Source organism: Solilutibacter pythonis, assembly GCF_003697345.1.
Lineage (GTDB): Bacteria > Pseudomonadota > Gammaproteobacteria > Xanthomonadales > Xanthomonadaceae > Solilutibacter > Solilutibacter pythonis.
On sequence record NZ_RFLY01000007.1, the window covers coordinates 60,225 to 73,951 of the forward strand.

Here is a 13,727-nt window from a genome sequence, read left to right on the forward strand (position 1 = left end):
TCCTAGGGCATGGCCCCGGCGATGACGAGTGCCGGTGCATGCCAGGGGCCGCGCTCGCTACAATCCGCGCCTGTTTCCCACACGGTCATCGCCATGTCCACGCACGATTGGTTGTACGAGAATTTCGAGCCGACCGGTTCGGCTATCGGCTTTCGCATCACCCGTAAGCTGGACGAGGTGCAATCGCCATTCCAGAAGATCGAAATCTACGAATCGACCGACTGGGGCAACCTGATGCTGATCGACGGCGCGATGATGCTGACCGCGCGCGACAACTTTTTCTACCACGAGATGATCGCCCACCCGGCGCTGTTCACCCACCCCGACCCCAAGCGCGTGGTCATCATCGGCGGCGGCGATTGCGGCACCCTGCGCGAGGTGCTGAAGCACCCTGGCGTGGCGAGCGTCACCCAGTGCGACATCGACGAGCAAGTCACGCGCATGGCGGAAAAACACTTCCCCGAACTGTGCGAATCCAACCACGACCCGCGCGCCGAAATCCTGTTCGATGACGGCCTGGCCTACATGAAGCATTGCGAAGCCGGCAGCGTGGACATCGTGATCGTCGATTCCACCGACCCGGTCGGCCCGGCCGAGGGGCTGTTCAACGCCGCGTTCTTCGCCGATTGCGCACGCGCGCTGAAGACCGGCGGCATCCTCGTGCAGCAATCGGAATCGCCGCTGGCGCTGCTCGAACTCATCGGCGAGATGCGCGAAGAAATGCGCAAGGCCGGTTTCGCCGCCTTCCAGACCCTGCCGTTCCCGCAGCCCTGCTATCCGACCGGCTGGTGGAGCGTGACCATGGCGAAGAAGGAAGCCGGCGGCGATTTCGGTTTCCGCGAGGCCGATGCGCGCGGCAAGGGCTTCGAGACGCTGTACTACAGCGCCGACATCCACGCCGGGGCGCAGACGCTGCCACCATTCGTGGCCAAGGCGCTGCAACGCTGAATCCGCCCACGCGGCGCACATCCAGCCCGGTGGCACGGCGCGCTGGGCTGGGCTGGGCTGGGCTGGGCGACTGGGCGACTGGGCGACTGGGCGACTGGGCGACTGGGCGGCTGGATGGCTGGATGGCTGGATGGCTGGATGGCTGGATGGCTGGATGGCTGGATGGCTGGATGGCTGGATGGCTGGATGGCTGGATGGCTGGACGGCTGGACGACGGGACGACTGGGTGGCTGGACGACTGGGTGGCTGGACGACTGGACCGAGCCGGATCGGCCGAATCTCGCGAAAAGTCGCCGGCGCAGCGGCCTGACCGGCACGGGGCCAGGCCGGACTGGGTCGGACAAAGGATGCGCGGCGCGCACTCCCTGCCGTATGAGCCGGGTCGCGCTGGGCGAGCGGCGCGCGCATGGGGCGGGCATCCGACGCCTGCCTCGGCAAGCGCCCGTGCCCGCTCACTCGCAGCCGTTGGGCGTTGCCTCTCCCGGCTGGCAACGCTCGGTCATCCGGCGCCGAAGCCCACCCGCCTCCAACGCCGGCCAGCGCTGCCGATGCGGCGCGATCTCGCCCCGGCGCAGCGCCTGGCGCACCTTCGCGGCCTCTTTTTCAGGCGCGCTGAAACTGAACTCGCCGGCGTAACGCCATTGGCCGGAAGCCCGATCGTACAACCGGCATTCGAGCTGCCAGTTCTCTACGCCCAGCCCGCACAGCAGGCGATCCTCGCGGCCATCGCCATCCAGATCGCGGCCGATCAGCACGCAATCGGCATCGGCCTGGACACAAGCCGGCAGGGCGAAATCCGCCGCCACCATGCGCGACCACCAGCCATCCTCCACCGGCCCGGTACCCGGGGCGATGGCGACGACGGCCCGCAGCCGCGCCGGGTCACGGATCGCATTGGCTTTAAGATCGGCCTCGCTGCGCCAGCGATCCTTGCGTTGCAAGATGGCCTGGATGCGCCGGGCGAAGCGGGTGTCGTCCGCCGCCGCGGTACCGCCGCCTAGCGCCTCCACCGCGCGATAGCCCAGCCGCCCGCTGTCGAAACGCAAATGGGCCAGATCGAAATCCTCGCGGGCGATGCGCCCATCCGCCAGCCGCGCCAACTGGCTCGCCACGGCGATTCGGTGCGGATCGAGCACGGGCGAGTTCACTAGCAGGGCGAGCGCCATCGCCGCCAGCGACACCACCACGTTGACCGGCTTCAGCACCGACAGCCAGCCACCGCGCGGGCGCAGCACCGCCCAGGCGTAGCCGAAGGCATGACCGGCCAGAATCGAGGCGGCGATCACCCCGGCCAGGCGCTCCTGCGTCCAGCCGTACTGGCCGATGCGCAACGCCATCGCGTACAGCGCCAGCACGGCGAACACCGGCAACGTCAGCAGACCGGCATCGACCACACGCCGCAGCCCGCGCGGGTAGGGCAGCGGATCATCGCCATCCTGGTACACCGCGTTGGCGAACAGCACCATCACCACCACCAGCGACATCAGGATGGCCGCCGCCGAGCGGGTCTTCCACAGCGGCTCCAACCCGGTGAACGGCAAGCTGGCGACGAACAACAAGGCGATCAGCGCTAACAGCGGCAAGAGGCCGGTGAAGATCGCGAACAGGATGCGGCGCGCCACTTGCACCGGCCGCCGCTGGGTCCGGCCAATCAGGATGCCGAGCCCCACCATCAAGCCGGTGGCGAGATAGGCGAAGGCTTCCTCCCGGAACAATTCCCGGAAGAACCCGATGCCGATCAGCCTGAACAGCTCGGCCCACAGCATCAGCACCAGCCAGCAGATGCCGGTGAACAGCGCGGTCAGCATCAGCGTGAGCGCGTTTTGCCAGGCGAACTCGAACAAGTCGGGATAGCGCGCGTTCCAGTAGCCGTGGCGAAGCGCCGTTTGCAGGTATGGCAGGGCCACGAACAAGGCCGCCGCCATCGACAGCCCGAACGGCCACAGCACCTCGCCCGCGCGGATGCCCGAAGCGCCGGTCGCGCTCCATGCCGCCCACCCCGCGCAGGTGGAGAACACCAGCGCCAGCAAGGCGCTCTGCCACCAGAAACGCCGCTCGCCCAGCGCGCGCACCGACAGCAGCATCGCCGTCGGCACCGACAGCACCAGGGTGTACCAGTAGACGCAGCCATGCAGTTCGGAGAACGGCCACCAGCCTTGGTCCTGCCCGGTGCTGGCGAAATACAGCAGCAGCCCCTGCGACATCGCCAGGAGGACGATGAACTGGCGCACCTCGCGCGGCAGCCGTTCGCTTTCGAGGGCGGTGCCGCCCGGCTCGGTCGTGCCGGCGCGCGACATCAGAGCGCGTCCGCGTCCAACTCGCCGGTGCGGATGCGCACCGCGCGCTCCATATCCCAGACGAATATCTTGCCGTCGCCGATCTTGCCGGTACCGGCCGATTGCAGGATGGCCTCCACCACCGCATCGACCTGATCGTCGGTGGCCGCCACTTCCAGCTTGAGCTTAGGCAGGAAATCAACCACGTACTCGGCCCCGCGATAAAGCTCGGTATGGCCCTTCTGCCGGCCGAATCCCTTGACCTCGGTGACGGTGATCCCGGTGACGCCCACCTCGGCCAGCGCCTCGCGCACGTCGTCGAGCTTGAACGGCTTGATGATCGCCATCACCATTTTCATTACGTTGCTCCTGCGGGGGATGACGCCACTTTAATTCATCGCCACGCCCCGGCTGCTAGGATTTTCCCGACTTTTCCATCCGCCCCGCACCGATGCCGCCCGGCCGCCGCATGCGCCATCGTGACGCCAGCCCCAACGCGCAGGAGCGCACGACATGATCGACCTCGCCCAACTCGACAACCTCGCCCGCCGCCTCGGCGACCTGCTGCCGCCCAACCTGCGCGAAGGCCGGGAGGAATTGCAGGAAAACTTCAAATCGGTGCTGCGCGCGGGGCTGACCCGGCTCGACCTGGTCACCCGCGAGGAATTCGAAGTACAACGCGCGGTGCTGCTGAAAACCCGCGAAAAACTGGAAGCGCTGGAACAGGCCGTGGCCGCGCTGGAGGCCGAACGCGCCAGCGCCGGCGCGGATACGCCGCGCCACTGATTCATCGCGCGCGCCACGCCGCGCGCCGGGAGCCGCCGACATGGGATTGGCACGGGTCATCAGCCGGGCACGGGTAGGCGTGCGCGCGCCGGAGGTAACGGTGGAAGTGCATTGCGGCGGCGGGTTGCCGGCGATGTCCATCGTCGGCCTGCCGGAAGCCGCCGTGCGCGAAGCGCGCGACCGGGTACGCGCGGCGATCGTCTGCGCGCAACTGGATTTCCCGGCCGGGCGGATCACCGTCAACCTCGCCCCGGCCGATCTGCCGAAGACCGGCGGCGGCTTCGACCTGCCCATCGCGCTCGGCATCCTCGCCGCCAGCGGCCAGTTGCCGCAAGCCGCGCTGGAGCGGGCCGAATTTCTCGGCGAACTCGGCCTCACCGGCGAACTGCGCGCGGTAGCCGGCGTGCTGCCGGCCGCGTTGGCCGCCGCCGAGGCCGGCCGCCGCCTGGTCTTGCCGCTGCCCAATGGCCCCGAGGCCGCGCTCGCCCACCATGCCGATGCGCGCACCGCGCGCACCCTGCTGGAAGTCTGCGCCGCGCTGCGCGGCGACAAGCCCCTGCCCACCGCGCAAGCCGGCGACGCCCCCGCTCACCGCGTACTGCCCGACCTCGCCGACGTGCGCGGGCAGGCGCAGGCACGGCGCGCGCTGGAAATCGCCGCCTGCGGCCAGCACCACCTGCTGTTGAGCGGCAGCCCCGGCTGCGGCAAGACCCTGCTGGCCTCGCGCCTACCCGGCATCCTGCCGCCGATGAGCGAAGCGGAAGCGCTGGACAGCGCCGCCGTGCATTCGATCTCCACGCACGGATTCGACCCCGCGCACTGGCGCCAGCGGCCATTCCGCGCGCCCCACCACACCGCCAGCGCGGTGGCGCTGGCCGGCGGCGGCGGTTCGCCGCGTCCTGGCGAAATCTCGCTGGCGCACCATGGCGTGCTGTTTCTCGATGAACTGCCCGAGTGGCGCCGGGCCGCGTTGGAAGTGCTGCGGCAACCGCTCGAATCCGGCACGGTCACGGTGTCGCGGGCGGCGCGCCAATGTGAATTCCCCGCCCGCTTCCAGCTCGTCGCCGCGATGAACCCCTGCCCCTGCGGCTGGGCCGGCGACGAATCCGGCCGCTGCCGCTGCCCGCCCAATGCCATCGCCCGCTACCGCGCGCGCATCTCCGGGCCGCTGCTGGACCGCATCGACCTGCACCTGACTGTGCCGAGACTGCCGCCGGCGGCGTTGGCGGGCGCGGCCCCGGCGGGAGAATCCAGCGCCACCGTGCGCGCCCGGGTGGTGGCCGCGCACGAACGGCAACTGAGCCGCGCCGGCAAACCCAACGCCCTGCTCGCCCCGCGAGAACTGAGCCGCGACGCCCGCCTCGGCAACGCCGAACAGGCGATGCTCGAACGCGCCGCCGTTCGGCTGCAACTGTCGGCACGCGCGCTGCATCGCACTCTGCGGATCGCCCGCAGCATCGCCGACCTGGCCGCCGCGGCGGCGATCGACCACGGCCACCTTGCCGAAGCCATCGGCTACCGCCCGCAAGACCCGCCCCATCACGCCAGCCGCTTCGATCACGGTTGAGCCTGCCCGCGCATGAGATGCGTGTACTGCTGCGCCAGGCCGGCCTCGAAACCGGCCACGATTTGAACCTTCTCGCGCATGAAATGCGTGTACACCGCCCGCTTCTCAAAGAAGCAACGACAGCCCCCCACTGGCCGGACGCACCGCCCGCATGCATGAACCGTCAAGCCCGTCCGCGATCATTCCACAGTGCGGGCACGCCCCTTGCTACCGCCCCCCTCATCGGCTGGGTCATACCGGGGACTATCGCCACGAATTCGCTGGCATCGAAGATGAGTTGCGGCACTGCTAGAATGCGCCTGCCTTCGTGCAAGCCTTTTATGCCCCCGATGCCGTCATGCCCAGCAACCGCACGCGTGCCCAGAGCGACAGTGGACGGCAACGAGCGTCAGGCCACGCCCCGGCAAACAAGTCCCAGAGCGTTTGAACTCACCACCACCCATCAATGCCCCGGCGCCGGCCTTGATGCCATAAGGCCAATCACTTCCGCCCACGCACCAGGCAGGCCAGGCATCGCTTCCGCTCCGGATTGACTTACGCGCGTGCGCCCCAGCCTTCCCATCACCACCCGGTATCTCGCCCGACGTCTCACCCGGTGTCTCACCCGACGTCTCACCCGACGTCTCACCCGACATCTCGCCCGACATCTCGCCCGACATCTCGCCCGACATCTCGCCCGACATCCCGCCCAGCGTCTCGTCTGGAATCCCGCGCCGCGAAAACCGACCGCCATCTAGCCGACGCACCGCCCAGACCGCGGGTGAGCGCGCCGCTCAAGCGTAATCGCCCGGGCCGCGCGCACGAAAGATGCACGGCCACTGCGCGTCGTCGCCGGCAAGCGCCATGCGCCGCCATCGTGTCGCCACCATTCTCAAACGACCCGCTAGACTCGAAAGACTCCCCACCTCGATCCTTTCGCGTTTGGAAATCCTCAACCACATCAACCTGAAGCTGCTGTTCGGCGCGCTGCTGGTGCTGGCCGGCATCGCTTCGTCGCTGCTGGCGCGACGTTTCGGCGCGCCGTTGCTGTTGGTGTTTCTGGTGCTGGGCCTGCTGCTGGGCGTGGACGGCCCCGGCGGCGTCCGCTACGACGATGCCCCTTTCACCTATCTCGCCGGCTCGCTGGCGCTGGCGCTGATCCTGTTCGAGGGCGGCTTGCAGACGCGCGCGGCGCAGGTGCGCGGCAGCGTGCTGCCCTCGCTGACGCTGGCGACGGTCGGGGTGATCGTCACCGCGCTGCTGACGGCGGTGGCGGCGTATTTCCTGCTGAAGCTGGAACCGATGCGCGCGCTGCTGCTCGGCACCATCCTCGCCTCCACCGACGCCGCGGCGGTGTTCTTCCTGATCCGCGCCGGCGGCCTGCACCTGGAGCGGCGCACCGGCAGCACGCTGGAAGTGGAATCCGGCGCCAACGACCCTGTCGCGGTCTTCCTCACCATCGCCGTCACCGGCTGGCTGGCCGGCCAGGGCGTGAGCCTGTCGGCGCTGGCGCTCCAGGTGGTCTGGGCGATCGTCTGCGGCGTGGCGCTGGGCTATGCCGGCGGCCGGCTCATCGTGTGGTCGCTGAACCGCTTCAACCTGTCGTCGGGCCTGCATCCTTGGTTGGCGATGGCCGGCGCGCTCTGTGTGTTCGCCCTCACCAACTGGCTGGGCGGCAGTGGTTTTCTGGCGGTGTATCTGGCCGGCATCGTGGTCGCCAACCGGCCGGTGCGGGCACGCCACGAGGTGATGTCGGTGCAGGATGCGGTCACTTGGTTCGCGCAACTGGTGATGTTTCTGCTGCTGGGCCTCCTGGCCACGCCCAGCCGCCTGCTCGACGTGCTGTGGCCGGCGTTGGGCATCGCCGCTTTCCTGATGTTCGTGGCGCGGCCCGCGGCGGTGGTGATGTGCCTGTTGCCGTTCCGCTACCGCGCCGGGGAGATCGGTTTCATCGCCTGGGTCGGCCTGCGCGGCGCGGTCGGCATCTTTCTCGCCTCCATCCCGTTGCTGGCCAAGCTGCCCAACGCCTGGCTGTACTTCAACGTCGCCTTCGTGATCGTGCTGACCTCGCTGCTGGTGCAGGGCTGGACGCTCACGCACGCCGCGCACTGGTTCGACGTCGCGGTGCCGCGCAGCGACCCGGATACCCGCCGCGTGCAACTGGATTTGCCCGGCCAGCTCGATTACGACCTGCTGGGCTACCGCGTGCCGGTCGGCGCCAAGGCGCTGGATGCCGCCCACTGGCCGCCCGATACGCGGCTGATGATGGCCGTGCGCGATGGCCGCGTGCTGGCCGCCGGGGAAGCCGGCGCGCTCAGGCCCGACGACTATGCCTACCTGCTGGCCCCTGCCGGTTCCGCGCGGCGGATCGACTGGCTGTTCGTCGGCCACGAGGGCGAAGGCCCGGCGCACACCCATTTCGGCAACTTCCCCCTGCCCGGCGACGTCGCCCTTGGCGAACTGGCGCAGTTCTACGGGCTGCGCGTCCCCAAGCGCTTCGCCGGCCGCAGCGCCGCGCAATTGTTCGACGAGCGTTTCGACGAAGCACCGCAGATCGGCGACCGCCTCAACCTCGGCCCGGCCACGCTGATCGTCCGCGCACTGGAAGACGGGCGGGTCACCCAGGTCGGGCTGGAACTCGTCAGCCTGGGCGAGCGCCTGATCAGCGGCCGGCGGCCGGCGGAACACGGTTGAACGGAGCGCGGCGGCTCCATCGCCCCCCGACTGACGACGGGATGGCCGCCGTCATCCCGGACAAGGCGAGGCCCGGCCATCGATGCCGACTGGAAGCCGGCGAAATCAGCGGCCGGTGGAACACGGTTGAGCGGAGCGCGGCGGCTCCATCGCCCCCCGACTGACGACGGGATGGCCGCCGTCATCCCGGACAAGGCGAGGCCCGGCCATCAATGCCGACTGGAATCCGGCGAAATCAGCGGCCGGTGGAACACGGCTGAGCGGAACGCGGCGGCTCCATCGCCCCCCGACTGATGACGGGATGGCCGCCGTCATCCTGACGGATGCACCGACCACAGGAGCCCCCCATCAACCCGAGGCGCGCCACGCCCATCGTGCTGACATCACCTCGCGCCCGGCCCACCCATCGACCCGTTGGCAACGCTCTCCGGGCCGGACGGCGCATCGATTCGAGGCCCGCCGCCTATCACGCGAAAACGCCCGGCATCCATGCCGGGCGGCGGAACGCGATACACCATACGGCTCAAGCCGCGCGCCCGCCATGAAACTGCGCTTCCTCGGTGCTGCCCTTCAGCGCCACCGTGGACGACTCGCCGCCCTGGATGGTCTGAGTGACGGCATCGAAATAGCCGGTGCCGACTTCGCGCTGGTGCTTCACCGCGGTGAAGCCGCGCTCGGCGGCGGCGAATTCCTGCTCCTGCAATTCCACGAACGCACTCATCTGGCGGCGGGCATAGCCGTGAGCCAGGTTGAACATGCCGTAGTTGAGCGCGTGGAAACCGGCCAGGGTGATGAACTGGAATTTGTAACCCATCGCGCCCAGTTCCTTCTGGAACTTGGCGATGGTGGCGTCGTCCAGGTTCTTCTTCCAGTTGAAGGACGGCGAGCAGTTATAGGCCAGCAGCTTGCCGGGGAACCGGGCGTGGATGGCCTCGGCGAACCGGCGCGCGAAGGCCAGATCGGGTGTGCCGGTTTCGCACCAGACCAGATCGGCGTATGGCGCGTAGGCGAGGCCGCGGCTGATCGCCTGCTCGACACCCTTGCGGGTCTTGTAGAAGCCTTCCGGGGTGCGCTCGCCGGTGCAGAACGGCTTGTCGTTGTCATCCACGTCGCTGGTCAGCAGGTCGGCGGCCTCGGCATCGGTGCGGGCGACGATGATCGTCGGCACGCCCATCACGTCGGCGGCCAGGCGCGCGGCGGTGAGTTTCTCGATGGCCTCGCGGGTCGGCACCAGCACCTTGCCGCCCATGTGGCCGCACTTCTTCACCGAGGCCAGTTGGTCCTCGAAATGCACGCCGGCCGCGCCCGCCTCGATCATCGCCTTCATCAGCTCGAACGCGTTCAGCACGCCGCCGAAACCGGCCTCGGCATCGGCCACGATGGGCTGCATGAAATCGATCTCGTCATTGCCCTCGGCGTGATGCAGTTGGTCAGCGCGCAGCAGGGTGTTGTTGATGCGTTTGACCACCTGCGGCACCGAATTGGCCGGGTACAGCGACTGGTCGGGATACATCTCGCCGGCGAGATTGGCATCGGCGGCGACCTGCCAGCCGGAGAGGTAGATCGCCTTCAGCCCGGCCTTGACCTGCTGCATGGCCTGGTTGCCGGTGAGCGCGCCCAGCGCGTTGACGAACGGCTCGCTGTTGATCGACTTCCACAGCTTCTCCGCCCCCAGGCGGGCGATGGAATGCTCGACGTGCACCGTGCCGCGTAGGCGCACCACGTCCTCGGCGCCGTAGGCGCGGGTGATGCCCGTCCAGCGGGCGTTGTTGTCCCAATCCAGCTTCAGTTGTTCGGCGGTGGGGAGCTTGTTCATGGCGGTGTCCTCTGGTGACGATGGGAAGGCGTGGCGGTGACGTTGAATCAATCGATGCGTTCGTAAGCGGGCAGGGTCAGGAATTCGGCGAATCGCTCGTCGCGGGTCAGCTCGACCAACAGTTCGATGGCCTCGGCGACCTTCGCCTTGCCGGGGAAATCGCCCTCGGCGGCGAGTCTGGAAGGCAGGCCGATCAGCGCCCGCTCCAGCAGGGCGAAATCCATCGGCGTGCCGTCGTCGAGACAGAGCGGCTGGCGGCCCGGCGCGGCATCCCCCGCCGGCGTTTGACCCGCGGGAGCGTCCATGTGGTGCAGCCATTGCCAGAGCTGGGCGCGGGCGATCTCGGCGGTGGCGGCGTCCTCCATCAACCAATGGATCGGCACGCAGCCGTTGCCATCGAGCCAGGCGGCGAGATAGCGCACGCAGACTTCGACGTTGTTCTCGAAACCCTTGGCGGTGATGCTGCCGAGGCTCGGCCTGAGCAGGTCTTCGGCATTCACCCGCACGTCCTCGCGGCGCACGTCATGCTGATGGGCGTCGGGCATGCGCGCATCGAAAATTTCGCGCGCCACCGGGATCAACGCCGGATGCGCGACCCAGGTGCCATCGTGGCCGGCCTCGACTTCGCGCAACTTGTCGGCGCGCACGCGTTCGAGCGCCTCGGCGTTCGCCCCGGCATCGACCGAAATCGGAATCTGCGCGGCCATGCCGCCCATCGCGTGCGCGCCGCGCTTGTGGCAGGTCTGGATCAACAGTTCCGAATACGCCTTGAGGAAGGGCTGGGTCATCGTCACCTGGCCGCGTTCGGGCAGCACGCGGTCACGGTGGGCGCGCAGCGTCTTGATGTAGCTGAAGATGTAATCCCAGCGCCCGCAGTTGAGCCCGACGACGCGGGTTTTGAGCGCGTGCAGGATTTCGTCCATCTCGAATGCCGCCGGCAGGGTTTCGATCAGCACCGTGGCCTTCATCTGCCCGTCCGGCAGGCCGAGCGCCGCCTCGATGTGCTCGAACACCGCGTTCCACAGCGCGGCTTCCTCCATCGACTGCAACTTGGGCAGGTAGAAATACGGGCCGCGATCCTTCGCGGCGAGCGCCGTCGCGTTGTGGAAGGCGAAGAGACCGATATCGAACAACGCCCCCGACATCGGCTGGCCATCGATCCGCGCGTGCTTCTCGTCGAGGTGCCAGCCACGCGGGCGGACGATCAGCACCGCGCGCTCGGCCTCCGGCTTGAGCGCGTAGCGCTTGCCGTTGGGCGCGGTGAACGCGAGCGCGCCCTCGACCGCCGCCTTCATCGCCCGCTGGCCTTCGATCAGGTTGGCCCAGGTCGGGCTGGTGCTGTCCTCGAAATCGGCCATGTAGCACTGCGCGCCGGAGTTGAGCGCATTGATGACCATCTTCGGATCGACCGGGCCGGTGATCTCCACCCGGCGGTCGGCCAGCGCCGGGGGAATCGGCGCGACTCGCCAGTCGCTTTCGCGGATGGCCACGGTATCGGCGCGGAAATCCGGCAGCTCACCGCCATCGAAACGCCGCTGGCGCTCGCCACGGGCGCGCAGGCGGGCCTGGCGCTCGCCCTCGAAGCGGCGATGCAACCCAAGCAGGAAGGCCTGCGCCCGGGGGGTGAGGATGTCGTCCTGCCCATCGGCATGGGCGGTGATCTGAAACGCGTCCTGGGACTTGAGCACGGCTGACACGGGTTGGGTACTCCACCGGATTGCTGTGATGCACAACATCCAGCCGCAACGATCTATTTGACAAACCAGAGTTGTCAATGATCATTATTTGATAATTAAATACTCGAACAAAAACCCCGACCCGTATGGCGCAACCCACTGAAATACCACGCTTTTCCTACAAAGGCAGCCGCCTCAAACCACTGCGCGCGTTCTGCCAGGTGGCGCGTCTGGGGTCGATTTCGCGGGCGGCGGAGGCGGTTTTTCTGAGCCAGCCCGCCGTCAGCCTGCAAATCCAGGCACTGGAGCGCGAGTACGGCGCGCGCCTGTTCGAGCGCGGCGGGCGGCGGCTGACCCTGACCCGCGAGGGGGAACTGCTGTACGAGCTGGCCCGCCCACTGGTGGAAGGGCTGGATGGGCTGGAAGCCGCTTTCCGCGACCGACTGGCCGGGCTGGACGCCGGCGAACTCAACGTCGCGGCCGGGTCATCGACCATCCTCTATCTGCTGCCGGAGATCGTCGCGGCTTTCCGCCAGGCCCACCCGGAGGTGCGGCTCAGCCTGCACAACGTCACCGGCGCGGGCGGGCTGGAGCTCTTGCGTTCGGACAAGGTCGATCTGGCCTTCGGCTCAATGCTCGACGTCCCCGGCGACCTGGATTACGCCCCGGTGTACGAATTCGCGCCGCTGCTCATCACCCCGCCCGACCACCCGCTCGCGGCCAAGCGCGACATCGCGCTGGCCGACCTCTCGCCCTACGGACTGATCCTGCCGCCGCAGCGGCTCACCACCTATCGCTTGATCGATCTGGTCTTCCAGCGCGCCCGCGTGCCCTACAGCGTGGCGCTGGAAGTCGGCGGCTGGGAGGTCATCAAGCAATACGTGGCGATGGGCCAGGGCATCAGCATCGTCACCGCGTTCTGCATCACCGAGGCCGACCGCCAGCGCCTGGCCACGCGCTCACTGGCGAAGTTCTTTCCCGCGCGCAGTTATGGCGTGGTCAAGCGCCGCGGCAAATTCCTGTCGCCGCAGGCGCGCGCCTTCGTCGAGCTGATCCAGCCGACACTGCTGGCCCCGCGCGGCTACGACCAGACCGGGCATTCGGAACGCTGAAGCAGGGGTGGGCCGCAAGCGCTCACAGCATGCGGCCGCCCCCTTCGTCAGCGCCGAGGCCGCCGCGACGAGCCCCGGCAACGACGCCAGTTCTAGGCCGACGCGCCGCCGCAACGCCGCGACTCGCGCATCCGCCATGACGAAGCCGAGCATTCTCGCGCAGCGCCCCGCGCTCGCAGCGAGGCCGACCCGGGGCCGACCGATAACACGCCAAGCAGCGCGAACGGACCCGACCTCAGCCGGCTCACGCCGTGCCGCGCTTTTTCCCCCGCCACGGCCGGTACCACTCGCGGATGCGCGCCATGTCGGCCTCCATGTCGTCGCCCAGGGTGATGGCCGGGCCGATGCCGATCACCTTGTCCGGGTAGTGGAAGTATTCGAGGATCACCGGCACGTCCGCGCCCTTCGCCAGCTTCCAGAAGCCGGTCTTCCAGTGTTCGACCTGCTGGCGCGTGCCCTCCGGGGCGATGCCGATCCAGAGCTGCCCGGCCGCCTTCATCCGCTCGACGCTCTGCGCCACGAACCCGCCCGGCGCCCGACGGTCGATCGGGATCACCCTGAGCACGCGCATGAGCCAACCCAGCGGCCCCCTGAACAACTCCTTCTTGCCGAGGACGCGCAAGTCGAGGTCGAGCGCCAGCAGCGCGGCGAAACCCCAGACGCCATCCCAGTTGGTGGAATGCGGCGCGCCGATGAGCACCGCCTTCGGCACGTCCGGGAATTCGCCCTCCATCCGCCAACCGCCCAGCTTCAGGATGCCGCGGCCCAGCCAGCGCGCGAAGCGGCCGCGGCCGGCGCGCGGCGCGCGCGGCGGCAGCGCAAGGATCGCGCCGTCGCGCGCGGGGGTATGCGGGTGGCGGGTGTGCATCTTCG

At 68.6% G+C, this 13,727-nt stretch carries 10 protein-coding genes; 5 read left to right on the plus strand and 5 right to left on the minus strand.

The annotated features are described in order from the left end of the window. Nucleotides 1–93 precede the first annotated feature (93 nt). A complete protein-coding gene (speE, locus tag EBB59_RS06275) occupies nucleotides 94–948 on the plus strand; it encodes a polyamine aminopropyltransferase (RefSeq protein ID WP_122101300.1) in 855 nt (284 codons plus the stop codon). Nucleotides 949–1,400: 452 nt separating this feature from the next. On the opposite strand, the gene EBB59_RS06285 is transcribed toward speE, so the two are convergent. Continuing rightward, nucleotides 1,401–3,245, minus strand: a complete 1,845-nt coding sequence (locus tag EBB59_RS06285; RefSeq protein WP_122101302.1) for a DUF4153 domain-containing protein — start codon at nucleotides 3,243–3,245, stop codon at nucleotides 1,401–1,403. Next, nucleotides 3,245–3,583, minus strand: a complete 339-nt coding sequence (locus EBB59_RS06290) for a P-II family nitrogen regulator (protein ID WP_122101303.1) — start codon at nucleotides 3,581–3,583, stop codon at nucleotides 3,245–3,247. The genes EBB59_RS06285 and EBB59_RS06290 overlap by 1 nt, the downstream gene beginning before the upstream one ends. 154 nt (nucleotides 3,584–3,737) lie before the next feature. Here EBB59_RS06290 and ubiK point away from each other — a divergent pair, with 154 nt between their 5' ends. The 3 genes from ubiK (at nucleotide 3,738) to EBB59_RS06305 (ending at nucleotide 8,250) form a co-directional block, all read left to right on the plus strand. Beyond that, nucleotides 3,738–4,010 carry a ubiquinone biosynthesis accessory factor UbiK gene (ubiK, locus tag EBB59_RS06295; RefSeq protein WP_122101304.1) on the plus strand — a complete coding sequence of 91 codons (273 nt, stop codon included), beginning with the start codon at nucleotides 3,738–3,740 and terminating at the stop codon, nucleotides 4,008–4,010. A gap of 40 nt (nucleotides 4,011–4,050) precedes the next feature. Beyond that, the gene (locus tag EBB59_RS06300) at nucleotides 4,051–5,577 is read left to right on the plus strand and encodes a YifB family Mg chelatase-like AAA ATPase (RefSeq protein ID WP_122101305.1); all 1,527 of its coding nucleotides are present in this window, start codon (nucleotides 4,051–4,053) and stop codon (nucleotides 5,575–5,577) included. 843 nt (nucleotides 5,578–6,420) lie between these two features. Then, nucleotides 6,421–8,250, plus strand: coding sequence for a potassium/proton antiporter (locus tag EBB59_RS06305; RefSeq protein WP_158601728.1), 1,830 nt, complete (start codon nucleotides 6,421–6,423; stop codon nucleotides 8,248–8,250). Between the two features lie 523 nt (nucleotides 8,251–8,773). On the opposite strand, the gene aceA is transcribed toward EBB59_RS06305, so the two are convergent. After that, complete coding sequence (aceA, locus tag EBB59_RS06310; protein WP_122101307.1) at nucleotides 8,774–10,066, minus strand: isocitrate lyase; 1,293 nt, start codon at nucleotides 10,064–10,066, stop codon at nucleotides 8,774–8,776. 47 nt (nucleotides 10,067–10,113) lie between these two features. Next, nucleotides 10,114–11,793 carry a malate synthase A gene (aceB, locus tag EBB59_RS06315; RefSeq protein WP_425451807.1) on the minus strand — a complete coding sequence of 560 codons (1,680 nt, stop codon included), beginning with the start codon at nucleotides 11,791–11,793 and terminating at the stop codon, nucleotides 10,114–10,116. A gap of 95 nt (nucleotides 11,794–11,888) precedes the next feature. Between aceB and EBB59_RS06320 the strand changes: the two genes are divergently transcribed. Beyond that, complete coding sequence (locus tag EBB59_RS06320) at nucleotides 11,889–12,854, plus strand: LysR family transcriptional regulator (protein ID WP_122101309.1); 966 nt, start codon at nucleotides 11,889–11,891, stop codon at nucleotides 12,852–12,854. Between the two features lie 244 nt (nucleotides 12,855–13,098). On the opposite strand, the gene EBB59_RS06325 is transcribed toward EBB59_RS06320, so the two are convergent. Then, nucleotides 13,099–13,722, minus strand: coding sequence for a 1-acyl-sn-glycerol-3-phosphate acyltransferase (locus EBB59_RS06325; RefSeq protein ID WP_122101310.1), 624 nt, complete (start codon nucleotides 13,720–13,722; stop codon nucleotides 13,099–13,101). Nucleotides 13,723–13,727: the final 5 nt, after the last annotated feature.